Source organism: Paenibacillus phocaeensis, from assembly GCF_900021165.1.
GTDB lineage: Bacteria > Bacillota > Bacilli > Paenibacillales > Paenibacillaceae > Fontibacillus > Fontibacillus phocaensis.
Genome location: NZ_FCOQ01000022.1, coordinates 76,328 through 99,778 on the forward strand (window position 1 = coordinate 76,328; position 23,451 = coordinate 99,778).

The 23,451-nt window shown below is 54.2% G+C and carries 23 protein-coding genes; 20 read left to right on the plus strand and 3 right to left on the minus strand.

From position 1 onward, the window contains the following. The first annotated feature begins 18 nt into the window (after positions 1-18). The 17 genes from rnz to BN3795_RS15610 all read left to right on the plus strand — a co-directional run bounded on the left by rnz (position 19) and on the right by BN3795_RS15610 (position 17,838). Entirely contained in the window at positions 19-957 is a 939-nt protein-coding gene (gene rnz / locus BN3795_RS15530) for a ribonuclease Z (RefSeq protein ID WP_068785605.1), read from the plus strand. A 219-nt stretch (positions 958-1,176) separates the two neighbouring features. Beyond that, positions 1,177-1,968, plus strand: a complete 792-nt coding sequence (locus BN3795_RS15535) for a TIGR01457 family HAD-type hydrolase (protein WP_232729946.1) — start codon at positions 1,177-1,179, stop codon at positions 1,966-1,968. A gap of 61 nt (positions 1,969-2,029) precedes the next feature. Further along, entirely contained in the window at positions 2,030-2,848 is an 819-nt protein-coding gene (locus BN3795_RS15540) for an Fpg/Nei family DNA glycosylase (RefSeq protein WP_068785607.1), read from the plus strand. Next, a complete protein-coding gene (locus tag BN3795_RS15545; protein WP_068785608.1) occupies positions 2,838-3,686 on the plus strand; it encodes a deoxyribonuclease IV in 849 nt (282 codons plus the stop codon). Before BN3795_RS15540 ends, BN3795_RS15545 begins: the two co-directional genes overlap by 11 nt. 61 nt (positions 3,687-3,747) lie before the next feature. Next, positions 3,748-5,127 (plus strand): cyclic-phosphate processing receiver domain-containing protein, encoded by a 1,380-nt coding sequence (locus tag BN3795_RS15550; RefSeq protein WP_110945204.1) that lies wholly within the window; start codon positions 3,748-3,750, stop codon positions 5,125-5,127. A 181-nt stretch (positions 5,128-5,308) separates the two neighbouring features. Next, positions 5,309-6,832 carry a serine/threonine protein kinase gene (locus tag BN3795_RS15555; RefSeq protein WP_068785609.1) on the plus strand — a complete coding sequence of 508 codons (1,524 nt, stop codon included), beginning with the start codon at positions 5,309-5,311 and terminating at the stop codon, positions 6,830-6,832. Between the two features lie 19 nt (positions 6,833-6,851). Then, positions 6,852-7,808: an SAF domain-containing protein gene (locus BN3795_RS15560; RefSeq protein ID WP_068785610.1), complete on the plus strand. Its 957-nt coding sequence runs from the start codon at positions 6,852-6,854 to the stop codon at positions 7,806-7,808. 14 nt (positions 7,809-7,822) lie between these two features. Beyond that, positions 7,823-8,539, plus strand: coding sequence for a hypothetical protein (locus BN3795_RS15565; protein ID WP_068785611.1), 717 nt, complete (start codon positions 7,823-7,825; stop codon positions 8,537-8,539). Beyond that, positions 8,536-9,366: a hypothetical protein gene (locus BN3795_RS15570; protein WP_068785612.1), complete on the plus strand. Its 831-nt coding sequence runs from the start codon at positions 8,536-8,538 to the stop codon at positions 9,364-9,366. The genes BN3795_RS15565 and BN3795_RS15570 overlap by 4 nt, the downstream gene beginning before the upstream one ends. A gap of 7 nt (positions 9,367-9,373) precedes the next feature. Then, on the plus strand, positions 9,374-11,251 hold the full coding sequence (locus tag BN3795_RS15575) for an ATPase, T2SS/T4P/T4SS family (protein WP_068785613.1): 1,878 nt from the start codon (positions 9,374-9,376) through the stop codon (positions 11,249-11,251). 292 nt (positions 11,252-11,543) lie between these two features. Next, on the plus strand, positions 11,544-13,331 hold the full coding sequence (locus BN3795_RS15580) for a hypothetical protein (protein WP_232729947.1): 1,788 nt from the start codon (positions 11,544-11,546) through the stop codon (positions 13,329-13,331). A 25-nt stretch (positions 13,332-13,356) separates the two neighbouring features. Continuing rightward, positions 13,357-13,848 carry an ABC transporter permease gene (locus BN3795_RS15585; RefSeq protein WP_068785615.1) on the plus strand — a complete coding sequence of 164 codons (492 nt, stop codon included), beginning with the start codon at positions 13,357-13,359 and terminating at the stop codon, positions 13,846-13,848. A gap of 26 nt (positions 13,849-13,874) precedes the next feature. After that, the gene (locus BN3795_RS15590; RefSeq protein WP_068785616.1) at positions 13,875-14,345 is read left to right on the plus strand and encodes a hypothetical protein; all 471 of its coding nucleotides are present in this window, start codon (positions 13,875-13,877) and stop codon (positions 14,343-14,345) included. A 10-nt stretch (positions 14,346-14,355) separates the two neighbouring features. Further along, complete coding sequence (locus BN3795_RS15595) at positions 14,356-14,898, plus strand: hypothetical protein (RefSeq protein WP_068785617.1); 543 nt, start codon at positions 14,356-14,358, stop codon at positions 14,896-14,898. Then, on the plus strand, positions 14,885-15,877 hold the full coding sequence (locus BN3795_RS15600; RefSeq protein ID WP_068785618.1) for a F0F1-type ATP synthase: 993 nt from the start codon (positions 14,885-14,887) through the stop codon (positions 15,875-15,877). Before BN3795_RS15595 ends, BN3795_RS15600 begins: the two co-directional genes overlap by 14 nt. 114 nt (positions 15,878-15,991) lie before the next feature. Beyond that, positions 15,992-17,065 carry a MoeB/ThiF family adenylyltransferase gene (locus tag BN3795_RS15605; protein WP_068785619.1) on the plus strand — a complete coding sequence of 358 codons (1,074 nt, stop codon included), beginning with the start codon at positions 15,992-15,994 and terminating at the stop codon, positions 17,063-17,065. Between the two features lie 95 nt (positions 17,066-17,160). Then, the gene (locus tag BN3795_RS15610) at positions 17,161-17,838 is read left to right on the plus strand and encodes a response regulator transcription factor (protein WP_068785620.1); all 678 of its coding nucleotides are present in this window, start codon (positions 17,161-17,163) and stop codon (positions 17,836-17,838) included. A gap of 112 nt (positions 17,839-17,950) precedes the next feature. Here BN3795_RS15610 and BN3795_RS15615 read toward each other — a convergent pair whose 3' ends face one another. Together BN3795_RS15615 and BN3795_RS15620 are read right to left on the minus strand one after the other, a co-directional pair. Further along, entirely contained in the window at positions 17,951-18,460 is a 510-nt protein-coding gene (locus BN3795_RS15615; protein WP_068785621.1) for a C40 family peptidase, read from the minus strand. Positions 18,461-18,740: 280 nt separating this feature from the next. Beyond that, positions 18,741-19,382: a thiamine diphosphokinase gene (locus BN3795_RS15620; RefSeq protein WP_068785622.1), complete on the minus strand. Its 642-nt coding sequence runs from the start codon at positions 19,380-19,382 to the stop codon at positions 18,741-18,743. 145 nt (positions 19,383-19,527) lie between these two features. Between BN3795_RS15620 and BN3795_RS15625 the strand changes: the two genes are divergently transcribed. Then, entirely contained in the window at positions 19,528-20,208 is a 681-nt protein-coding gene (locus tag BN3795_RS15625; protein ID WP_068785623.1) for a trimeric intracellular cation channel family protein, read from the plus strand. A gap of 104 nt (positions 20,209-20,312) precedes the next feature. On the opposite strand, the gene BN3795_RS15630 is transcribed toward BN3795_RS15625, so the two are convergent. Beyond that, positions 20,313-21,041 (minus strand): alpha/beta hydrolase, encoded by a 729-nt coding sequence (locus BN3795_RS15630; RefSeq protein WP_068785624.1) that lies wholly within the window; start codon positions 21,039-21,041, stop codon positions 20,313-20,315. A gap of 258 nt (positions 21,042-21,299) precedes the next feature. Between BN3795_RS15630 and pdhA the strand changes: the two genes are divergently transcribed. Both pdhA and BN3795_RS15640 read left to right on the plus strand, forming a co-directional pair. Then, complete coding sequence (gene pdhA / locus BN3795_RS15635) at positions 21,300-22,367, plus strand: pyruvate dehydrogenase (acetyl-transferring) E1 component subunit alpha (RefSeq protein ID WP_068785625.1); 1,068 nt, start codon at positions 21,300-21,302, stop codon at positions 22,365-22,367. 49 nt (positions 22,368-22,416) lie between these two features. Continuing rightward, on the plus strand, positions 22,417-23,397 hold the full coding sequence (locus tag BN3795_RS15640) for an alpha-ketoacid dehydrogenase subunit beta (protein WP_068785626.1): 981 nt from the start codon (positions 22,417-22,419) through the stop codon (positions 23,395-23,397). Positions 23,398-23,451 lie beyond the last annotated feature (54 nt).

Consider the following 23,451-nt stretch of genomic DNA (forward strand, 5'->3'; position numbering starts at 1 on the left):
CGTAAAGGACGAAAAGGCATGGAACTATATTTTTTAGGGACGAACGCGGGGGTACCGTCCTTGGAACGGAACGTAACCTCGGTGGCTTTGCGTCTGCTGGAGGAGCGCCGTTCGCTCTGGCTGTTCGATTGCGGCGAGGGCACCCAGCATCAGATTTTGCGTTCGCCGCTGAAACTCAGCAAACTGGAATTCATTTTTATCACCCATCTTCACGGAGATCATCTCTTTGGTTTGCCCGGGCTTATTTCGAGCCGCGCCTATCAGGGAGGGGATACGCCTCTGGTCATCTACGGGCCAAAGGGCTTGAAGAAATTCGTAGAGACGACCCTGTCGCTCAGCGAATCACGGATTAATTATAAGCTGGAGATCGTGGAGCATCAGGGCGGGCTCTTGTTCGAGGATGAATCGTTTCGGGTAGAAGCGGCGTTGTTGGAACACCGGATCGACAGCTATGGTTATCGGGTTGTTGAGAAAGACCTGCCGGGTAAGCTGGACGCCGCCGTGCTGGAACGGTACGGCATTCGTCCGGGCCCGTTATACGGCAAACTCAAGCGCGGGGAAAGCGTAGTCGCGCCGGGCGGTGAGACGCTGCATGCGAAGGATGTGCTGGGAGCGCCTAAATCCGGCAGGATTGTAACCCTTCTTGGCGATACACGTCCGTGTGAGAATGCCGTCATTTTGGCCCAAGATGCAGATCTGCTGGTCCATGAGTCCACCTTCTTGCATGAGCTGGCGAAGACCGCGCATGATTACCATCACAGCACAGCCAAACAAGCGGCGGAGGCCGCCAAGGAAGCGGGCGTGCAGCAGCTTCTGCTCACGCATTTCAGCTCTCGCTACAAATCGGACGATCAACTGCTGCGGTTGCAGGAGGAGGCGCGTTCGATCTTCCCGAATGCACAGCTGGCTCTTGAGCATGTTCTTTATCCCATAGTGCGGCGCTGCGGGCGGAAATAATTATTTTCCGGGAAAGCGCAGGAACTGACAGAGCCTTTCAAAGTTTGTCAAGGGGGTAAGACTCGGTTGGATCACCGTTCGAGATCGTTCGACGACATGCGGCGAATGCGGGCGCTGATTTGACAGGGTCATCGCATTCGGGACGGGAAAATTTGCCTGACCCCGGGGTTCCTAGGTACAATAAAATAGGGACTCGGCGAAACGGAAAGGATGAGGATTTTGCCAAAGCATTGGAAGGCCTATCTCATTGATTTGGACGGCACCCTATACCATGGGCCTAAGATGATCCCCGGTGCGGATGAGCTGATCTCCGCTTTGCGCGCTCAGCGGATCCCATTTCTGTTCGTCACCAACAATTCCTCGCGGACACCCCGGGAGGTCGCCGCGCATTTGGAGGCAATGGGCATCTCGGCGCGGGCGGAGGAGGTCTGTACTTCAGCTGTTGCTGCGGCCAGGTACGTTGCTGAAGCACATCCGGGCTGCAAAGTCGCAGCTATTGGCGAAGCCGGGCTCACGGAGGCGTTGGTCGAGTCCGGACTCCAGCTGGACTTGGATGAGCCCGACGTGGTAGTGCAAGGCATCGACCGTCAATTTACATATGATACCCTAACTCGGGCTGCCCGCTGGATTCGGGGCGGAGCCCGTTATGTATTAACCAATCCCGATCTGCTGCTTCCCTCCCAGGAGGGCTTGATGCCGGGAGCGGGAACGTTGTCCGCAGCCATTCAGGCAGCATCGGGCGTTAAGCCGGTAGTGATCGGCAAACCGTCAGCACCTCTGATGGATTTTGCCATAGCTCGGCTTGGTATGGAAGCTTCGGAAGTCGCTGTCATCGGGGACAACCTGCATACGGACATCGCCGCAGGAGTAAAGGCCGGCTGCGGGACGATCCTCGTGTTAACCGGGGTCACGACGGCCGACAATCTGCCGGACTACGTGAAGTCCTCCGGCGTTGAAGCGGATGTGGTATGCCGGGACCTGAAAGAAGCCCGCGAACGAATTTGCGGATGAAATGAACCCTCTATGTTTCATGGAATGAACGAACTTATAAGAATGAAGGGAAAGATGTACCATGCCGGAATTGCCGGAGATGGAAAATTATCGAATACAACTGTCGCAATCCATTTTGGACCTGCCGATTACCGGAGTGACCGTAGGCCGGGAGAAGTCGGTAAATTTGCCGGTGGAGGAGTTTACCCGGGAGCTGACGGGAAGACAGGTGATCTTCATCGAGCGCCGAGGCAAACATCTGCTCTTCCATCTGGATAATGGACGCAGATTGCTGCTTCACTTAATGCTTGGCGGATTGCTCTACCTCGGCTCCAAGGAGGACCGGCCGGACCGCAGCACCCAGGTTGAAATCGCCTTTGGTGACCAACGGGTGCTCTATTTCATCGGGCTGCGTCTGGGGCATCTGCATCTGCACAGCGCTAAGGAGGCGGAGGAACTTCTCGCGCATCTGGGACCGGAGCTTCTGGACCGCCGGATGAACGAAGCGCGGTTTACCGCATTGCTGCGCAAGCGCCGGGGGAGCCTCAAGACGACGCTCGTCAATCAGGATGTCATTGCCGGAATCGGCAACTGTTACGCCGATGAAATCGCGTTCGCGGCGGAATTGCTGCCGATGGCCAAGCTGCAGAACTTCAGCGACGAGGACTTTGCCCGTCTGTACCAAGCGGTTCGGGATGTGCTGATCGAGGCGACGGAGGCCGGCGGGTATATGGAAATGCCGCTGACCCGGGATGATAAGCTGACGGGGGGAGCGAACGATACCTGCAGGGTATACGACCGGGAGAGAGAGACCTGTCCGCGCTGCGGCGACGCTATCGTAAAAGCGGAAATGAACGGGCGCAAAGTGTTCTACAGCCCGGGATGTCAGCATGACCGCTAACCTGAAAGTGGGGGGACATTTAAGCATACGGGGCGGCTACTTTGGCGCTGCGAAGGCCGCGCTGCAATGGGGGGCCGGTGCGTTTCAGTATTTTCCGAAAAATCCGCGGAGCCTTACAGTCAAACGCATTGATCCCCGGGACGCGGAACAGTGCCGAACCCTGTGCAGAGCACACGGCCTGATTTCGATCGCGCATACGCCTTATCCCAGCAACCTCGCCATCGGCAAGGATACCGACGGGGAAGCATACGGCCGAGTGGTGAATTCGCTGCGCAATGACCTTGAAATCGCCGAAGCGTGCGGATCTCTTGGGATTGTTGTACATTTTGGGATATTTAAGTCAGGAAACCCCTTACAAGGTTATCAAAATATTATACAATGTATTAATGATGTGCTCTTCGGCTGGCAGGGTTCGGCAAAGCTTCTGATCGAGAACCAGGCCGGCGATCACGGCGACATGGGGATGACGATCGAGGAGTTGGTCCAGATTCGCAACCTGTGCCGGGATTCGGAGCGCATCGGGTTTTGCCTCGATACCTGCCATGCCTTTGGGGCGGGAATGTGGCGGGGCGAAGGAGACGAGAGCTTCGCGGCTAAAGCCGAGGAGCTCGGGTTCTGGGACGGCTTATGCGCCGTCCACCTGAACGATTCAAAATACCCGGTATTATCGCGCAAGGACCGTCACGCCCGAGTAGGCCAGGGCTATATCGGCGAAGCCGGCTTTCGCTGGCTGTTGCAGATCGACGCGATCCGGAAATCCCCGCTTATCTTTGAGAGCGAAACCGGGGAGGATGGGACCTACAGAGAGGATATGGAGCGAGTGAGACGGTGGGCGTAAGGTCTGGCAAGGCGGCCAGACTCCGCCTGGAGTGAAATACCGCGGGAAAGGAAGAACACTATTGATTCATGTATATATGGACGATTTTCGCCGATGTCCGCAGGGATTTACATTAGCGCGCACCGTCGAGGAATGTCTGGAGCTGCTTCGTTTGACGGAAGTAGACATCTTATCGCTGGATTACGATATGGGGCCGGATGAGCCTGACGGTACGGAGATGGCGGCTGCTATGGTCCGGGAAGGACGGTTTCCGCGAGAAATCTATCTTCACACCTCAAGCATGTCCGGTAAGAAAAGCATGTACGAAATCCTTTACCAGGGCTTGCCGGAACATGTGCAGCTGCATAATGGACCGGTCCCCTTCGAACGGCTGGAGGAAATCGCCAGAAACTGCAAGGTACCGCCCCATTCGAAGTGGATTTGCACGGCGAATCATGGCTTTGCGCCCTATGCCCAAGAAGAGCTGCGCCGTTTGTTCGGCGGGGTCAAGAGCTCCATGCTCGTGCCCGGTGAAGTCTTTGCGGCTTCGCTGCAGGCGATGCCGGAGGATGTCCAGCAGCGGCTGCGGCAAACGCCGCCGATATTTCTGCGGCATACGTTCCTGGTTGACTGGGAGTGGTGCCCGGGGGAAGGTGCCGAGGGGAATCCGGAGGAATGGCTTGAACCGCTGCGGAAATATCTGATGGCCGATTTTCGCCTTCCGGGTGCTAAAATTGCCGTACAGGCACGCAAGGCGGAAGAGGGGCTCTGGTCGGGGACGGCACCTGAGTTGAAGGAGCGTCTGCAGGAAGAACTGCAGGATGTGTCCGTCGGGGAATTTGTGGTGCGGGATGCCGATTGGATTATCTCGGTGTTCGCCGGCCAGGATCGGATTTATGCCGGGGTGGCGCACCCGCAGGATAACCTCTCCGATTGGAACGGCGGAGCGATCCGTTTCCGCAAGGAAGAAGGCCAAATCTCCCGGGCGAAATTCAAGCTTCTGGAAGCGGAAGCGGCATTCGGCATCCCGTTCGAATCGTTCCGCGAAGCGCTGGATATCGGTGCCGCGCCGGGCGGCTGGACTTCATTTCTGTTGGAACGCGGTCTCAGCGTAACCGCGGTGGATACGGCGAAGCTGCATCCTTCTTTGCTGTCTTCGCCGAAGCTGACCTTTATTCAGCGGAATGCAAATCGCGTTAAATTTAAGGAAAATCAATTTGATCTTCTGGTGTGCGATATGAGCTGGAGCCCGAAATTGACGGCTAGACTCGTGACGGAGCTGCTGTACGCACTGGTTCCGGGCGGAACGGTTCTCGTGACGGTGAAGCTGCTGACCAAGAAGCCGATGGCATTGATTCAGGAGGTTACCGAACTGTTTCAGGAGGCCCGGCTTCAAGTGCAGCAGGCAAAGCAGCTCTTTCACAACCGCGATGAAATCACGCTCTACATGATTAAATATTAATGGCGTGAATAAATTGTTTTGAAAAAAGGCTTTACTTTTGCCGCCAGCCGTCCTATACTGATTCCAAAATTATACAATGACCGCAATAGGGAAAGCATCCCTGTCATTTCTCGCTTGGCCAAACAGCCAAGGAATGACGGAGGGAGGTTTTCCCTTTTTTGCGTTCAGGAAAGGAGGAGTCATGGCCAGGTTCGTTCCTAAGCTCGCTCCAAGCGACACGTTGGCAGGACGTTACCGGATCGAACGAATGATCGGGCAAGGGGGCATGAGCCGGGTTTATCTGGCCGAAGACCTGAAGCTGCCGGGAAAGACATGGGCGGTAAAGGAATGCTTGACCGTCCCCGGAGAACCCGTCTTCGCCGCCAAAGAGGTTCAGCTGTTAAGCACATTGAATCATCATCGGCTGCCGCGGATTGTCGATTTCATGGATCCCGACCCGGACGGATATTCCTATATCGTTATGGATTATATTCAGGGCGTGCCCTTGGATCAATTCATCCGTGCGAGAGGAGGGCGCTTGCCGCTTGAACTGTTGGTCCGCTTTGGGCTCCAAATCGCCGAAGGGCTGCGGTACTTGCATCGGCACGAACCTCCGGTCATCCACCGGGATGTGAAGCCGGCTAATCTGTTGGTCGACGACAAAGGCGAGCTTCGGTTCGTGGACTTCGGTATTGCCCGTACCTTTACGGCCGGCAAAACGGAAGACACGGTGCAGCTCGGAACGGTTGGTTTTGCCGCTCCGGAGCAATACGGCGATCGCCAAAGCGATGCGCGGACCGATCTGTATTCCTTGGGCGCCGTTCTGCTCTATATGGGCACGGGGGGACGGTATTCGGTATGGACACCCGAAGCGGCGACGGCGTTGCGCGAAACTGAGGGCGAGCCGCTGCGGCCAATCGTGACTAAGTTGCTGCAGGTTCGGCCTGCAGACCGCTTCGCTTCGGCAGAAGAGGTTATTAGTGCGCTTGCTGCATTGCTGCAGAAGCCCGCGCCGCCAGGAGCCGCGAATCCCGGTTCAAGCGTCAGGGCCGCTGAGTTCATCGAATACCGCGGCCGCCCGGCAATTGTAGGCGTTATTGGCGCCTCGACCGGGGCGGGAGCAACCTATACGGCCATTGCGCTTGCCCATTTACTGGCCCGCAGTATCAAGAAAGTCGCGATTGTGGAGCTGGATCCCAAGTCGCTCTCTTTCGCTCGATTAGCCCGTCATCTGGAAGGGGAGGATTATGCGGATCAGGGGAACAAGGGAATACGGTTCCGCATCGGCCAAGCGCTTTATGCCAAGCCGACAGCTCGCGCAGACTTCATCTCCTTGCTGTCGGAAGGATTCGGGTGCGTCGTCTGCGATCTGGGAACGGGCCGAAGCCAGGAGCTGCTGGAGGAATTCCGCCGCGCGGACCTGTCGATTATCGTTGGGTCCGGGGCGGAGTGGAGATCCGAGGAGTTGGGGAACTTCGTTACAGCCTTAACCAGCGGGGGGCCGCTTCCGCCTTCATGGAGGATTTGCGTGCCTTTGGCTTCAACCGCCGGTTTGCGGCGAATTCGCCGAGACCTTCGTACCAAGAGCGTGTTCGGCTTACCCGCGGATTCCAATCCTTTTGAACCGGCGTCTTCGTTATCCAGTGCGCTGGAAGCGGTTTGCGGGAACCTGCTGACGAAGGCCAAGCGGACGGGCTTCCGGTTTCGAATGAAATCTAAAACGTAGAAAGGAAGTGGACTGATCTATGCCGAGAATCAGGCAGAAAACAAAACATATGCTGCTATCCGGACTGGCCGGAATTGTCATCTCGGGCGTTGCCTTTTCGGGATATGCCGTCGTACGAGAAAGACAAGTGCACGCTGAGAAGCGCACCCTAGTCCGAGATTATGAGACCCGGTTGGCCGATTTGCGCAGCCAGGCGCAGCAACGGACCGTAGAAGGATGGGTTCCCACGCGGGATATTCCCGCTGGACACCGGATTGGGGCAAACGATTTAAAGCGGGTGGAGCTGCCCGCAGACAGCGTTCCCGCCGACCTTTTCGCATCCGGGGAGGACATTGCGGGGAAGTACGCCAAAATTTCACTTCGTTCGTTGACGCCCTTGACGGAAGCGCTGTTGTATGAAGAAGATCCGATCCCCGATGATCTGCGTTGGCGGGAAATGGCCTTCGTCCAGCTTCCGAATTTGTTGGAGGAGAAGGATGTCATCGACATCCGCATCCAATTCCCGACGGGCCAGGATTATATCTTACTCTCCAAAAAGAAAGTGGAAACCTTAAGCTCCGAAATGCTAACGGTAACGTTAAGCGAAGCGGAAATTCTCTCGTTATCCAGCGCCATTGTAGATGCTTATTTACATAAAGCTTCGATCTATGCGCTCGCTTATGTCGAGCCCCATCTGCAAAGCAAACCGGTGCCCACCTATCCGGTGAATGAAAGCGTCATGGAGCTGATCCGGAAGGATCCGAATATCGTGCAGAAAGCGGAACAGTCTCTTCGTCTCAGCAACGCGGCACGCTCGGGGCTGGAGAGCGATTTATCAACGATGTCACCGCAGCGGGCCGCTGAATACGCAAGCAGCCAGACGAAGCTGCAAGCCTCGAAATCGGCGGGAGCGAGCGGAGATCTCCAGCCAGGGAGCTTCGTTTCGGACGGAGCTTCAGCCGGATCCGACCGGTTTGAGCTGGACTCAGTGCGATGAGAGGAGGGGATGAAGTGAAGCGATGGTTATTTGTTGGAAAAAGTGATAAACGCGACCTTTTATTGTACTTATGCCGCGTCCTGGCAACAGCCGGCTCAAAGGTGTTGTTACGGGATGGTACGGAGGGCGGCAAATACCGGTACTCCATAGGCGGAGAGGATTCGATCCTCTCGTTAACGGAGTTCCAAGGTTTTGACGTTGCGACTGGCGGTGCAAGCTTTCCGAACTGCTCATCCACGATGGAGGGGGGCGATGAGGAGGTCATCTCCGCATACGATTTCCTCTTGCATGACGTGGAAACGCTAAGCGGCCTCACCTCTGAGGCGTTCACTTCAGCAGACGAAGTCGTCTGGGTGACGACCTACGATCGATACGAGGTCGAAGCGAGTAAGCAGTGGTTTCGCAGCTTGTTCCACCTCTGGCCGCAATTACGGGGGCTGGCGGTACGGCCGGTTTTTATCCGTACAGTCGACAGTGGCGTAAACAGCCGTCTCATCCTGGACTTGTTGGAGGAGCTGCCGCTGGAGTGGCGTTCGGCGGAGCTGTGTATCCCCTGGGATGAATCCAATCTGGCAGTTCAACTGGAGAACGAACATACGCAGCAGCTCCGACTTGGAAGCCTCTCTCGTTCCTACAAAGGAGCGCTTCGCCAATTACTGCACGAGCTGGCGGGCTGGGAGCCGTCGATCGCGAAACGTGCCGTACGCCAAGCGGAGAGGAGGCAAGCATGAGCCGTCTTGTGTTTTGGGACGGCGGTCTCGGCGGCGCTGCCGAAGCTGCCGTAGCCACCGCTGTCACGCTAGGGCTGAGGTATCCCCGGCGGCTGCTCCTGTTCAATGAAGGGTCTGCCGGGAGCGGCCTGGAGGAAGGGTTTCGGCAGACCCTACACCTGCACGACGAGGCCTGCGATAAAGAGTCGCTCCCGGAGCATGGCCTTGACGCACTGCTTCGCTTGCAGTCTAGCGGGCGCTTGACAAGAAGCAATTTGGCCGACTACACCGTCCCGCTGCTGCGCGGACGTCTTGATCTGGTATGTGGAACGCGCATTGGCGAATCGGCTTGGAAGGATGCAGACCCGAAGGGTGTCGCCGATGTGCTGGCGATCGCGGATCAATCCTATGATAACCTTGTGCTTCATGCACAAGGCAAGCGGTTAATCGAGGTGCTGCAGAACAGGCAAGACAGCGACATCTTCGTAACGGTGCTCCCGCATCGACTCGGAATCATAGACGAATGGTATGCGAACCTCACTGCCGGCCTTGGAGAAACGAAAGCGAAATGGGCAGCGGTTATCTCTCCGTATGACCCGCAGTCCCGTTACGGGTTAACTAACTTGAAGCGGCGTTATTCCAGCGAACTGCGGATGATAGGGATTCCGCATCATACCGAGTTCGCCGATGCCTGGAACGACCGCAGGATCTTGTCGTATTTTCGCAAACAGCCGCTTTGGCCCAAACGGGGAGGTGCTCGCGAGCTTCTGCTGAAAGGCTATCGCGAGTTGGGAGACACCTTAATGGAGCTGGCCTCGGATGCCAGCCTGAAAGAGAAGGGGGCGTAGAGGGTTGATGAACGGTTTAATCATAACGCTCCTTTTGCTGACAGCCTTGCTCCTGATCTGGCGTAAAGTCAAATTTTCAGGGGCAAGGGGACCGGATCGCCGGAACGGCGATGATCGCTTTGAGCTGTCGGCTATGACGTCCTATATTAAGGAACGGCTGCACGAGCTCAGCCGCTCGGTCGGCAATGACTGGGGCATAAGCGAAGAAGCGTGGAATCGCCAAGCCAAAGCCCGCGCGGAGCTTCGCCAGGCGCTTCGGGGATGCGCGTACGGGGATCCGCAAGACAAGCAGTATATTAAGTCTTTTATCAAGGACATGCTTGCGGGCGATTACGGAATCACCGCGCATAATATCGACCGGATCCTGCCCTTTCAGCGCCGGGAGCTGTTAACGGCCCAAGACCGTTTTGACATCATCCTGTACCTCTACAAGCAGCGGTACGGTACGGACGGGCTAAACCGTTTGATAGAAGACTATGCGCTGGATGACCCCAAACCGCCCAAAACCGTGGACGGTTCTCCGGTATATGAAATCACGGCCGAAGATGTGGACCCTATCTTTTTCCTGGAGTACCGGGCGCTTACGTTTCAGGAGAAGCTGGATCTTGTGGTCCAGCGAGTCTACCAAAGGTATAGAGGCTTCTCCGTGGTGGATGAGCTGCGGGATATGCGGATTGACGGGCTGAGCGGAGGGGTCAGCGGGATTCCGGGCGGTTATGCTGCGAGTGAAATTTCTCCTCGCACCGGTTTGGGGCATCCAGCAGCCAACGGGGATTTTCCTGTCGTTGATGAGGATGGGGAAAGAGTGACCTACGCTTGGGATAGCGTTTGGATTTTTTATAAGGGTAAAAGCATCCGCCTGGCGTTCCTGTCCTTTGGCAGCGAAGCGGAGCTAAAGCGCGTTTGTCAGAACATCTACAAGTTTAACCTGCCTGGTCAATTGTCAGAGGTGAACGGTTATAAGGTGAACGAAATGAAGGACGGCTCTCGGATCGTGGTCGTTCGGCCGCCCTTTGCGGAGTCGTGGGCTTTCTTTGTCCGGAAGTTCGATCCCCTCGCTGCTTCACTGGAGCAATTGATCCAAGGCGGCAACGCGGAGCTGCCGTTGGGATTGCTGAAATACTTCATGAAGGGAAGTCGGATTACCTCGATTACCGGCTCACAGGGCTCGGGCAAAACGACGCTCTTGATGGCGATGGTCAAGCATATCTATGCCGCATACACTCTTCGCGTACAGGAAATGTCTTTCGAGCTGCATCTGCGGCGTTTGTACAGCGGGCGAAACATCTTAAGCTTCCGGGAGACCGATTACGTGAGCGGGCAAACCGCTCTGGACCTGCAGAAGAAGACGGACGGAACCGTCCATATCCTCGGGGAGGTGGCGACGGACGAGGTTGCGGCCTGGATGGTGCAGATGGCGCAAGTGGCCAGTTTGTTTACGTTGTTTACGCATCACGCCAAAACATTTCGCGACCTGATCGAATCCTTGCGCAACTCGCTGCTGAAGACCGGCGTGTTCCGCGACGAACGAATCGCAGAGCTGCAGGTTGCTTCGGTTATCGACTTCGATATCCACCTGCGCCGGGACATGTCGGGACAGCGATACATCGAACGGATCACGGAATGCTGCCGACGGGAACCGGAGCAACACTCTGCTCCGGGTGACCCCAATCCGGGGTCAGCTCGTGCAGACAAGGCTTATTCCTGTGATCAAAGCGGATATGAAGAACGGGTTATCATGGAGTATCGAAATGGGCGTTACGTTGCCGTTCAGCCGATTTCACGTCCATCTCGTGAGGCGATGCTGCGTGAAATGCTGCCGCAAGATGCTGCGGACTTTGAGCGGTTTGTAGACTCGTATTGGGGGGAGACGGTTGGAGCTTAAGACGATCCTCATACTGGTATTTGGGATATCTTTGATAGTCTGCATCGGATTATACACCGCGGGTCAGATGCTTGGCAGGAGGGACAACCCGTTATGGTCGGATGCTTGGGGATCCACCGGTTCAACCTCTAAGCAGCCGCTGCGTTGGGTTCGGGTAAGTCTCACCGCTTTCTACCTGAGGTCATATACCGCTTGGATGAAGGTGCCCTTGCTAAGGAATTATCCCAGAAAAATCCGAGTGCGGTTGGCGGTCCTTCACCCCTATGACGAGCGGGAGCTAAGGCGTCAAACGATGAAGCTGGCTTATGGGATCACAGGGATATTGGCTGTGTCTATTGCGATATTGACGGTGCTGAATCCCGACGGCTTGTTCTTCCTGTCGCTGTTAATTACAGCCGCCGTGCTCCAAGGCTTGCTGCTTGATGGTTACGTCAACCGCCTGGAAACCAAACTGCTGGAGCAAATGCTCAGCTTCTTCGCCGCCGTCCGTCACGCCTATCATCGTCATGGCATGGTGGCGGATGCAATTGAGGAAGCCGGGGAGGCGACCGGCCGCGAGGTCGGGGTTCATGCCCATTGGATCAGCGGAGCACTGGAAGAAGCCGATCCGGACGAGGCATTGGAGAAGTATTATGAACAGGCACCGAGCCGCTATTTGAAGGCCTTCGCCGGGATTTCCCGACTGGTCTCGGAATACGGAGATCGGAAACGAACGGAAGGTTCCATGTATCTTCGCGGAATTAGCCGGCTGACCGGTGAAGTTCAGTTGGAGCTGATTCGAAAAAATCGGCTGGATTATTTGTTAAAAGGGCTGCATGTGATCGCTTTGCTGCCGGTATTCTTCACGAAACCGGTGGAGATGTGGGCCAGGGGGCATTTCCCGTTAATGGATTCGTTCTACTTAAGCAAGGCGGGAATGGTGATCAAGGCGGGACTGTTCCTGACCATTCTGTTCAGTTATGTTCTGCTGCAGAAGCTCAAGAGCGAAGAGGAAACGGCGTATCGAGCGAAAACCGCGAAGCGACCGTGGGAAGCGAGGGTCTATTTGCACCGGACGCTGGGCCGGATCTGCCGGCAATTGGTTCCACCGCCGGATTCCATGGCCTATCACCGGATATCCCAACTGCTGAAGGAGACGAATCACCGACTGCGGGTCGAATGGTTTCAGGTGAGGCGGATCGCGGCTCTGCTCGTCAGTTTCCTTGTTACGCTCAGCGCATGCCTGGTGCTTCACCAACTCGCACAGCAACACATTCTGACGGAACCTCCCCAGGCCTCCTCCTTTTTTGGCGCCTTGCCGGAAGACGCGGTTGAAGCCGGGCGTCTGGATGCTGAGAGAGATGCTGCGGTGATGCGGGAGCTTGGCATGTCGGCAGCGGCCAATTATGACGCAATCGCCCGTTCCGTCTCCACGAGGTGGACAGCAGAAGGGGGAGGCCGTTCTCATGAAACGTTGTCTGAGGCGGCGCATCGAATTCAGGATAAGCTGCAGCGCTGGAATCGCGAATCTCTGAAGTGGTGGGAAGTCGCCGCAGCCTTGCTGGCCGGACTCGCCGGTTACCAGTTGCCGCTCTGGACGCTGTATTTCCAACGATGGATGCGGCTGATGGACATGCGCCATGAGGTGTATCAATATCTGACGATGATTGCCATCCTTCGGGAGCTGGAACGTATCTCGGTAGAAGAGATCCTGGAGTGGTTGGCCTCTTATGCCGTGATCTTTCGAGAGCCTCTGCAAAAATGCCTGCTGAATTACGGCCATGACGCTGAGGTGGCGTTGCTGGAGCTGAAGAGCGAAGTCATGCTGGAGGAATTCCAACGTCTGGTGGACAAGTTGCTTCTGGCATCGGAGAAACTCCGGGTCGCCGATGCCTTTGACGATCTTGACAGCGATATGTCCTATCAATTTGAACGCAGACGGCTGGACTACGAGAAATCGCTGGATATCAAAGCGGGCTGGGGCCGGATGATCGGGTTTACCCCGATGTATGCGCTAGTGTTCGCCTATTTGGTCATCCCTCTGATTTGGATGAGCTTTGAACAAATGAGCTTGTATTTCGAACAACTTCAAAAATTATAGGATGAAATGAAGGAGGTTTTTAGCGATGAATAACGCTTCATCTGCTTTAAAAGTAGCGGCGGGGATCTTTTTGACGATCGCTTTGATCACAATTGTTGTCATTTTGTTCGTATCCGCGCAGGAAGCCACGAAGACAGCGCAAAACAGCTTCTCCGATATTCAAACCGAGCTGTCCCAAGCCTCGTTTACCGTATATGACGATACGACGGTGAGCGGCTCGCAGGTGACCAATGCGTTGCGTAAGTTTAAAGATCGCGATCAATTTGGCATCCTGGTGAAAACCGGAAAGAACAGCGGCGGGGAATGGTACGGGGACGTATTAAACATCAATGAGCCCGAATCTTCCGAGCGGTATGGTTCGGTGAACGGTCAGAGTTTTGCTGCGATCAGCAATGCCTGGAACGAGCGGCTGAACGAATATGTCAATCCCAGCGGCAAGTTCAAGTCACGGGTTGTCAAGGACAGTTCTAATGTGGTGCGGGGATTAATCTTTACCCAAACGACGTTAATTCCGTAAGGCTGTGGATTGGAGGCGAACTTAAGATGCTGAATCCTGTAAGAAGCCTGGTATGGCTGCTCTTCTCGGTCAGCTCATTTATCGCGGCGGCCTTATATACGCTAGAAATTGGAGGGGAACCGAACGCGTCCTATGACGCGCTTGCTGCTCAGCTACATGGGGTTCAGCGAAGCGTCTATGCTCATGAAGGCGAGGAGCTTGTCCATGTCCGAAATACGGGCGGGCATCCCGGTTACGGCGACCCTCTGGAACGATCTATAACGGGGATTACAGGGAATGATCTCCTCCATCGGATTCCGGATTGGATCAACGTTGGGGCAAGGATTGAATTGGACGGCGTTGTGCTGAATGCCGCTTCGAATGATCCGATGGAGGATTTGCTGGAACGAAGCCGCGAGCGCGCTCTGGCGGTGTTAGATTTAAGGGCGGAATATGAGGCGGAGCGTATTTTCGATTCTTCCGGGGAAGTGATTCGGGTCATTATTCACAGAAAGTAGGTGGCAGGGAATGGTGAATGCCTTGTCCAAAATAACGGCCGCGCTGCTTGCCGTGCTGCTCCTGTTTCTGTTTCCGGCACTGCAGACGGCGCAGCGGCAGGAGGATATCCGTTATTTGGCGGCCTATCGCACGCTGGTTCAGTTTACCGACGCCGTGCGGAACAAGGGGCTTGTCACGCCGGCGATGTATGAGGACTTTGTCCGCGACATGGAGCAAAATGGGGGAGGGTATGAGGTTGAGCTGGAACATCGTCATAAGATCTACCATCCGGAGTATGGCGATCCGGCGGATCCCGGAACCTTCCTGAATGATTTCAGCGTGGTTTACGATGCCTTCTATACCGCGGATATTTTAAAGGTGCTGTTTCCGAGCGAGACAGGGCAAGAGGGGGAGCCGTACAAGCTCCAGGAAGGTGATTTCTTCGCCGTTACGGCACTGGATCATGCCCGAAGTCCGCTGGATATCTTCTCCGAATTCCTATACAACGGGGCAGGCCATGAGAAGTCGTCCCTGCTTACATACGGAGGTATGGTGTTAAATGAAGATTACTGATTGGGCGGTGATTTTCGTTATCGTTGTGGCCCCAATCCTCTGGCTGGGCGGACAACGGGCGGAGAATCTGCGGGAAGTGAACCGTCTCGAAACCCGTTATACTGCTGCATTGCGCACGGCCGTACAAGATGCGGCAGCGGCCTTGAATCGAAATGAGCTGCAGCAATTCGAAAGCGGGTACGGCTCATCGAAATGGATGCGCGCCGATAAAGAGCAAGCCTTGGCTGCATTGCTTCGGAGTTTGTATTTGAATTTTGGCGTCGCCGATGATCCGGTGGGGCAGCAGTTCCTATTAAGTTATCTCCCGGCGGTTGTCGTCATGGATTACGACGGCTACTATCTGTATTCGGCGGACACAGAATCGAAGCAAGAGACGCTGAGTTACCGCTGGCAGGATAAGAAGCCCTATACTTATCTGGATGCAAGCGGAAACAGCCTGGCTTTTACCTTGGACGGGAAAGTGACGGCTTACGATGCAGCGGCAAACCGTTGGGTCAGCGGCCTGCAAACCGAGGTCAAGTCGGAGGTCTCCATCCCGCTGCTGCAGAACGATGAAGAATTCGATGCCGTACGGCGCGGGGCGATTGTCCGCCGGATTGAGGAGGATCTCGCCCGGACAATTCGGTTGCATCATGGGTATGCCGCGAAGCAGGGGGTGCATTATACGTTCACCTTGCCGGTCATTCCGCACGAGGCGTGGAATAACACGCTGAATGATGTCGGGATCATGGTGTTTTTGCAAGGGATTCCGGTCGGGGATCGCTACTACAACAATTATGCATTAGGCGGGGGAAGACTGGACCGGACACCGGCGATCCTGGGAGCGGTCGACCCGGTCACGGGGGTGAAATATTACTATCGAAAGACCTGCACCAAGGCCAGGGGGCTAAATTACCGTGAGGAAGAGATTTTCGCGAATGAACGCGATGCAGCGGAAAGCGGGTATTATCCTCTGGATTGTAGAGCTACGGGACCCTAAGTTGCAGGGAAACGCCTTTGAATTCTCCCCTTAACTGTACTATGCTTGAAACAACGAAGCGGTTGCTCCACCGGATACATGAGGAGTACAAGCATTGGCGAGGGGAGAACTGAAATGGAAAGAGATCAAACGCAAACGCAGCAACAACAAGCTCAAGAACAGCCATTACCGGACCGTTACTCACGGCAAAGGCTGTTTGCTCCTATAGGCCCTGCCGGACAAGACCAGCTCGCACAAGCGAAAGTGCTGATTGTTGGAGCGGGGGCCCTTGGCACCGGCATCGCCGAGACGCTGGTGCGGGCGGGCGTGGGCCATCTCGTGATCGCCGACCGGGACTATGTGGAATGGAGCAATTTGCAGCGCCAACAGCTATTTTCCGAAGCGGATGCGGCTGGGCGATTGCCGAAAGCGATTGCCGCCAAACAGCGATTAACCGCAATCAACAGCCTGGTGCAGATCGATGCTCATGTGGTGGATGTCGATCCGGAAGAGCTGGAAGGCTTCATCCCCGGGATCGATCTCATTATGGATGCCACGGATAATTTTGATACTAGATTGATGATCAACGATATATCGCAAAAATATCGCATTCCCTGGATCTATGGCGGTTGCGTCGGCAGTTACGGGATTACCTACACGATTGTGCCAGGCGAGACGCCTTGCCTGAACTGTCTGCTGGGGACTGTGCCGCTCGGCGGAGATACCTGCGATACGGTAGGCGTCATTCCTCCGGCGGTCCAAACGGTCGTCGCCCATCAAACGACGGAAGCGTTGAAGCTGCTTACCGGGCATCCTGAGGCGCTGCGCGGCACCCTGCTCACCTTCGACCTGTGGCGAAATGAACAGGCTTCCATTAAAGTGGGATCCGCCAAGCAGGAGGGTTGTCTGTCCTGCGGCAACGGGGCGACTTACCCGTATTTGTCCGCTTCGAGCCATCGGAAAACAGAGGTGCTTTGCGGCAGAGACACGGTGCAGATCCGTCCAGCGGCCAAACGGAAGGTCCAGTTGCCGGAGATGGCGAAGAAGCTGGAGCGATTGCAGGAGGGGACGGTAGAGGTCAATCCGTTTCTGCTATCCTTTTCGATCGCTGAGCGGCGGTTGGTCTTGTTTGCGGACGGAAGAGCGCTAATCCACGGTACGCAAGATCCGTCAGAAGCCAGAACCATCTATGATCGCTACTTGGGTTAAAGCGGAGCGCGGGAATCCGGGACGACCGAATGGTTTCACTGCAGAATGTTCATCTTAATTAATGGATTGGCAGATGCAGGTAAGGTGGTCTCGCGATGAAAAGATACGTTATGCTGGTGTTAGAAGATCCCGCTGAAGGGGAGCGAATTAAGAGCGGAATGGAGGATGCGGGCTATCGGGTAGGCTGGAAGCGGGAAGGGGCCGGCCTCCTTCGTTTGCTGGAGGAAGAGCTTCCGGATGCGCTGCTGCTGGGAACGGATATTCCGGACGAAGCCTCGGCAGCCCTTCAGGAGGAAATTGGGCGGTTCGCTCCGTTTCCGATCCTCCTGCTGCTTAAGGACTGGAATACGGATGCGGTGGTTAGCGGATTTATCCGGGGGGCTAACGATGTGGTGCAAGTCACCATTCCGATCGCAGAATTGTATGCTCGCGTCGGCCATTTGATCTCCCTGTTCAAACGGTTAGGGGACGGTTCCTTAACCGAGCTCTCCTATGAGGATTTAAGGATCGAGCTGCGCAGCCGCAAGGTGTGGAGAGATGAGGAGCCCGTTAAATTAACGCCGAAGGAATTTGATTTATTGCTTTTTCTCCTGAAACGGGCGGGGAAGGTGTGCGGACGGGAGATGATTCTGCAGCAAGTGTGGGGCTATGACTTCGCCACGGGAACCAATGTGGTCGATGTTTATATCCGGCACTTACGCAAGAAAATAGACAGCGGACATACAAAGAAGCTGCTCCACACGATACGCGGCACAGGATACATGTTAAGTTAAACGACGAATAACCCGGTCATCGTGATGTCCAGGTTATTTTGCTCAAAAAGCCGCTGCGATCGAGTGATGAATGCAACGACTTCTTGAATGAGGTAATGTTAGGCTTGTCCGATTACAGAACGCGGCGAGCCTTCAGGTAAGTTTTTTTCCAGTTGCCGGAATTCAGATTAGAGATCGTGACTCCTGGCTTGCCATAAGTATGCAGAATTTTGCCGTTGCCCATATAGATGGCCACATGCGTTACGTTCTTACCGTTCGCCCGGCTGCCGCTGGAGAAGAAGACCAGATCCCCGGCTTTCAGATTCGACTTCGAAACTGCATAACCTTCTTTGGCTTGCGCGGAGGAAGTACGCGGTAAAGTGACGCCGTACTTCTTAAATACATATTTCGTAAAGGAGGAGCAGTCAAATACCTTCGTTGTAGAGGTAGAAGCTCCGAATTTGTAAGGTCTGCCCAAAAACTGTTTCCCGTAATTTACAACCTGCGTTCCTTTGGAAACGGCGGTGCTTGTCGCAGATTGGGCTTGTACAGGTTCAGCCCCGCCGGCAAGCAGCGTACTGAAACCGATGGCGGACACCAGTCCGACCGTCAATACTTTTTGGAAAAGAGTGCGTTTATTCATGTTGTTGTACCTCCAAAGTTCTTGTTATTTGACCGGTTCGTAAGTGAAGTATAACAGATCTGTAATCTCCTATAATATGGTAGAGTCTCCTAAAAACCTTGAGCCCCAACGGTTTGGAGGCGATTATTAAAATAACATTAAAGTTTACATTTTTTTAAGAACTCAAGCGAAACGTCGAATTTTGAGATGTAAAAAACCCTTGAAAATTCAAGGGTTTTTGCATTCATTTCATATAACATAAAAGTATCGAAAAGGTTACAAAAATGAAATAACTAGGGTACTAATCTCGGCTTTGAATGACGAGCAGCCAACCTTCGGCAACATGTACTGTTCCGACAGGAGCTGCTAATTGATTGCTAACCGCCAGGGATTGTCCAATTCGCAGGGTTGCGTTATGTAGGGGATACATGAAACCGTCCAGCGTAATCCCGGTTACTTCGGGAGTAAGCGGGAGCAGCGAGACATAGGTATAGCCGCGATCCTCGACCCGGCAGACAGATCCGCACAGGGTTACGTAATTATACTCATCCCAAATCGCACAGGTGATTCCTTGCTCCGCTGCACGAAGAAGCATATGCAGGTTGGCCAGCGTATGATCCAAACGGGTTCCGATCACACCGGTTAACACGATTTCCGCCGGGTTTCTTCGCACGGCAAGGTCGAAAGCCAGCTCCGTATCCGTCAGGTCCTTATCAATCGGATCGCATGCGAGAAGCTCGAGGCTGTTATTTTGAATCAGAGCCAGTTCCTCTGCACTCACGGAATCGAAGTCTCCCACCGCCAAATGCGGCTTCATTCCATGCTCCACCAAAAATAAAGCCCCGCGGTCAGCTCCAATCAGAACATCGTCCGAACGTACCTCCCGAAGCATCCCCGGATCTAAGCGCCCGCCGGCAAAGATAAGCACCCGGTTTCCAGTCATATCAACGACTTCCTTTCACGCCACATAATCGATTGCTTCAGATAGTATAATTCAGATTTTAGGGTTGCACAATTTCACCTTGTGGGCCTACAATGGGGATTGATGAAATTAAGCTGACAGAGAAAGGCAGAGAAGGACGGAAGAGATGCACATCTTTGATATTTTTAGCATCATCGGGACCGTGGCATTTGCCATGTCCGGCGCGTTCGTCGCCATGGAAGAGGAATACGATATCCTTGGGGTGCTTGTGCTGGGTCTGGTAACGGCTTTTGGCGGCGGGATCATTCGCAATGTATTGATCGGCGTCCCGGTCACGACGTTATGGGCGCAAGGGGATTTAATTATGCTGGCCGTATTGTCCGTGTTTGTCGCCTTCGTGCTGCCGATGCCGTGGGTTCGCCGCTGGAAGCGGACGGAGGTATTATTTGATGCGATCGGTTTGTCGGCTTTTGCAATTCAAGGGGCGTTATACGCAACGGAGATGAAGCATCCGATGAGCGCCGTACTGGTTGCGGCGGTGCTTACCGGAATCGGGGGCGGAATTATCCGCGATCTGCTGGCCGGGCGTAAGCCGCTGGTGCTGCGGGACGAAATCTATGCCGTATGGGCCATGCTGGCGGGTCTGGCAATTGGCATGGGGTGGTTCGGATCAACGCTCGAACTGATCTTGCTGTTTGCGGCGGTAGTCTTTTTCCGCATGTTGTCTGTTCATTATAAATGGAAGCTGCCGAGACGATCGCTGGCAACGGGGGCCATCTATATTGGCACGGAAACCAAACCAGCGCCAAGCTCCGAGCGCGCTATCGTACAGGATCAGACTCCTTAACGCGCAGTCCAACGGGAATGAAATTGACACCTAGAGAGAGGCTACCCGAAGTAGATGAGAGTTCTACATTGGGCAGCCTCTGAATTTGCTCGATCATGAAAGCGCTATTTTAGAAAATACATCAATGCATCCGGCAGCTCATTTTGCCAAAATCCCCAAAGATGTTTGCCGTCTTTCTCAAAATAGGCAACGCGGGCACCGCGTTCCTCAAGCAGCGCTTTGGCTCTGCGGTTTAATTCAACAAAGTTATAGGTTCCCGTATCGGTAGTGTAATGATCCTCTTGCAACCCTACGATCATGAACAGCGACAAATAGGATAGGTCGGTCTCCTGAGCGAGAATTTTCAAGGACGGCTCATAATAGGCGCCGGACAAGCTGATGATTTTGGAAAACAGTTTCGGGTTTTTCATAGCCAGGTGGAGGGAGACGGTTGCCCCTAATGAATCGCCGGCCAGCACCCGATCCGCAGGTTCGCGGCGAACCGGATAATTGCGCTCGATGAAGGGAATAATCTCTTCCGTAAAACAGCGTGTATAGGCGTCAAAGCGGTTCCCGAACGGGGCGTACTCCTCCGTGCGGACCGCGGTATTAACCTCCACGCCTACGATGATGAAGGGCTCGATATCCTCATCCAGAATCAGTCGATTCGCATGAGTAGCGATGCGTCCGAAGTTGAAGAACTCCTCACCATCCTGACAATAAATGACGGGATAACTGAGAATTTCGTTATAGCCGGGAGGAAGATAGATGCGCAAGTATCGTTTCTCCCCGAGGAACTGGCTTTGGATTTCCTCTTTAACGATGGTTCTTTTCAAATAATTCGAATCCGTCATGGTTTGACACACACTCCCAGTTGGATGGATTTTGCTTTTGTCTTTTGAATCAAGTAACATTTACCGTGAAATAGGGATAACGCTAGCTTACCACAATATGGGTTTGTGTTATACTATTTTTGCAAAACTGTTACATACACAAAAATAAAAATATAACACAATAAACCTTAATTCCTTTGACTTCTAGGATGAAACAGGAGTATAATAATTCTATAACAGAGGAACAAGTTAATCAAATTTTCAGTCGAGGTGAAAAAAATGAGCAAGATTCCTTATGAAGTATACACGGAAGAAGTTGAAGCTTTGACCGTGCTCTCGCCAGACGGTGAAATCGTTAACAAAGATAAAGTGCCGGCCTTGTCCGACGATCAATTGAAAGAACTGATGTATCGCATGGTATTTACGCGTACTTGGGACGAACGTGCGATCAACTTGGGCCGCCAAGGCCGCCTCGGATTTTATGCTCCAGTATCTGGACAAGAAGCTACTATGGTAGGCAGCGAGTTCGCATTGGATAAAGAAGACTTCGTTTGCCCGGGCTACCGTGATATGCCGCAGCTCGTATGGCATGGTCTTCCGCTGTATCAAGCTTTCCTGTATTCCCGCGGGCATCAGCACGGCGGACAAATTCCGGAAGGCGTTAACGTACTTATGCCACAGATTATTATCGGTGCCCAAGTGCTGCATGCCATGGGGATTGCCATGGGCTTCAAACTGAAGAAACAGAAACATGTAGCCATTACTTATACCGGTGACGGCGGTTCGTCGGAAGGCGATTTCTACGAAGCGCTGAACTATGCCGGGGTATTCAAGCTGCCGGTCATCTTCTTTGTACAAAATAACGGTTATGCGATCACGACGCCGTTCGCGAAGCAAACCGCAGCCTTGTCGATCGCGCATAAAGCGGTCGCAGCCGGGATCCGCGGCGTGAAAATCGACGGCATGGACGTGTTCGCCGTCATCAGCGCCGTGCAGGAAGCCGCTGAACGCGCGCGCAACGGCGAAGGCGCGACATTGATCGAAGCGGTCACTTACCGGTTCCGTCCGCACTCCCTGTCCGACGATACTTCGAAGTATCGGACGAAGGAAGAAGAAGGGCAATGGAGCGAGAAAGACCCGATCGCTCGCCTGGCTAAATATCTGGAGAAGAAAGGTCTTTGGACCGAAGAAGATACCGCTCGGGTGAAAGAAGAAGCGAAAGCCAAAGTGAACGAGCAAATCAAAAAAGCGGAACAAACGGAGAAAATGACGATTCCAGGGCTGATCGACAGCATGTTTGAAAAAACACCGAAGCACCTGGAAGAGCAAAAGGCCGATTTTCAATAATACGTACGTGTAAACTAGTCTGATCGTTCTATAGAGGAGGATACAAGCAATGGCACAAATGAATATGAAAGAAGCGATTCGCGACGCCATGCGCGTCGAACTGCAACGCGATCCAAACGTTCTGATTTTCGGCGAAGACGTAGGTAATGTAGGCGGGGTATTCCGTGTAACGGAAGGCCTGCAGAAGGAATTTGGGGAAGAGCGCGTCATGGATACACCGCTGGCGGAATCGGCTATCGGCGGGATGGCGGTAGGCCTCGGGATTCAAGGTTTCCGTCCGATTGCGGAAATCCAGTTCGTGGGCTTTATCTTCGAAGCATTGGATCAAATTCTCGTGCAAGCCGCGCGGATGCGTTACCGTTCCGGCGGACGTTACCACGCTCCAATCGTATTTCGCACGCCGTTTGGCGGCGGGGTTAAAGCAGCTGAACTGCATACCGATGCCCTGGAAGGCCTGATCGCCCAAACTCCAGGGATCAAGCTGGTCATTCCTTCGAACCCTTACGATGCAAAAGGACTGTTGATCTCCGCAATCCGCGATAACGATCCGGTCTTCTTCATGGAACACTTGAACCTGTACCATGCCTTCCGCGATGAAGTGCCGGAAGGGGAGTATACCGTTGAGCTCGGCAAAGCCAATATCGTTCGCGAAGGCTCGGATGTAACGATTCTCGCCTACGGCCTCATGGTTCATACCGCAGTCAAAGCCGCGGAAGAATTGGAGAAAACTAAAGGCATTAAGGCCGAAGTGATTGACCTGCGTACACTCGTACCGCTGGATATCGATACGATTGTGGCCTCGGTGAAGAAAACAAATCGCGCAATCATCGTTCAGGAAGCGCAAAAATCGGCCGGCATCGCAGCGGAAGTGATCGCGCAGATCAACGAGAAAGCGATTCTGCACCTTGAAGCTCCAGTACTTCGCATCGCTCCGCCGGATACCGTATATCCGTTCGCGCAAATCGAAGACCAATGGCTGCCGTCCCCGGCTCGTGTGATCGAGGGCGTTAACAAAGTGCTTGAATTCTAAATCGAAGAACAAAGCTTATGCTTCCGAAGCAAGTTTTGCTCGAAGTTGATTCAA

What these genes read in the sequence shown, in the direction of transcription:
- rnz (WP_068785605.1), top strand. Translation starts at nt 19, where the DNA reads ATGGAACTATATTTTTTAGGGACGAACGCGGGGGTACCGTCCTTGGAA.
- BN3795_RS15540 (WP_068785607.1), top strand. Translation starts at nt 2,030, where the DNA reads ATGCCGGAATTGCCGGAGATGGAAAATTATCGAATACAACTGTCGCAA.
- BN3795_RS15545 (WP_068785608.1), top strand. Translation starts at nt 2,838, where the DNA reads ATGACCGCTAACCTGAAAGTGGGGGGACATTTAAGCATACGGGGCGGC.
- BN3795_RS15555 (WP_068785609.1), top strand. Translation starts at nt 5,309, where the DNA reads ATGGCCAGGTTCGTTCCTAAGCTCGCTCCAAGCGACACGTTGGCAGGA.
- BN3795_RS15560 (WP_068785610.1), top strand. Translation starts at nt 6,852, where the DNA reads ATGCCGAGAATCAGGCAGAAAACAAAACATATGCTGCTATCCGGACTG.
- BN3795_RS15570 (WP_068785612.1), top strand. Translation starts at nt 8,536, where the DNA reads ATGAGCCGTCTTGTGTTTTGGGACGGCGGTCTCGGCGGCGCTGCCGAA.
- BN3795_RS15575 (WP_068785613.1), top strand. Translation starts at nt 9,374, where the DNA reads ATGAACGGTTTAATCATAACGCTCCTTTTGCTGACAGCCTTGCTCCTG.
- BN3795_RS15580 (WP_232729947.1), top strand. Translation starts at nt 11,544, where the DNA reads ATGAAGCTGGCTTATGGGATCACAGGGATATTGGCTGTGTCTATTGCG.
- BN3795_RS15585 (WP_068785615.1), top strand. Translation starts at nt 13,357, where the DNA reads ATGAATAACGCTTCATCTGCTTTAAAAGTAGCGGCGGGGATCTTTTTG.
- BN3795_RS15590 (WP_068785616.1), top strand. Translation starts at nt 13,875, where the DNA reads ATGCTGAATCCTGTAAGAAGCCTGGTATGGCTGCTCTTCTCGGTCAGC.
- BN3795_RS15595 (WP_068785617.1), top strand. Translation starts at nt 14,356, where the DNA reads ATGGTGAATGCCTTGTCCAAAATAACGGCCGCGCTGCTTGCCGTGCTG.
- BN3795_RS15600 (WP_068785618.1), top strand. Translation starts at nt 14,885, where the DNA reads ATGAAGATTACTGATTGGGCGGTGATTTTCGTTATCGTTGTGGCCCCA.
- BN3795_RS15605 (WP_068785619.1), top strand. Translation starts at nt 15,992, where the DNA reads ATGGAAAGAGATCAAACGCAAACGCAGCAACAACAAGCTCAAGAACAG.
- BN3795_RS15610 (WP_068785620.1), top strand. Translation starts at nt 17,161, where the DNA reads ATGAAAAGATACGTTATGCTGGTGTTAGAAGATCCCGCTGAAGGGGAG.
- BN3795_RS15615 (WP_068785621.1), bottom strand. Translation starts at nt 18,460, where the DNA reads ATGAATAAACGCACTCTTTTCCAAAAAGTATTGACGGTCGGACTGGTG.
- BN3795_RS15620 (WP_068785622.1), bottom strand. Translation starts at nt 19,382, where the DNA reads ATGACTGGAAACCGGGTGCTTATCTTTGCCGGCGGGCGCTTAGATCCG.
- BN3795_RS15625 (WP_068785623.1), top strand. Translation starts at nt 19,528, where the DNA reads ATGCACATCTTTGATATTTTTAGCATCATCGGGACCGTGGCATTTGCC.
- BN3795_RS15630 (WP_068785624.1), bottom strand. Translation starts at nt 21,041, where the DNA reads ATGACGGATTCGAATTATTTGAAAAGAACCATCGTTAAAGAGGAAATC.
- pdhA (WP_068785625.1), top strand. Translation starts at nt 21,300, where the DNA reads ATGAGCAAGATTCCTTATGAAGTATACACGGAAGAAGTTGAAGCTTTG.
- BN3795_RS15640 (WP_068785626.1), top strand. Translation starts at nt 22,417, where the DNA reads ATGGCACAAATGAATATGAAAGAAGCGATTCGCGACGCCATGCGCGTC.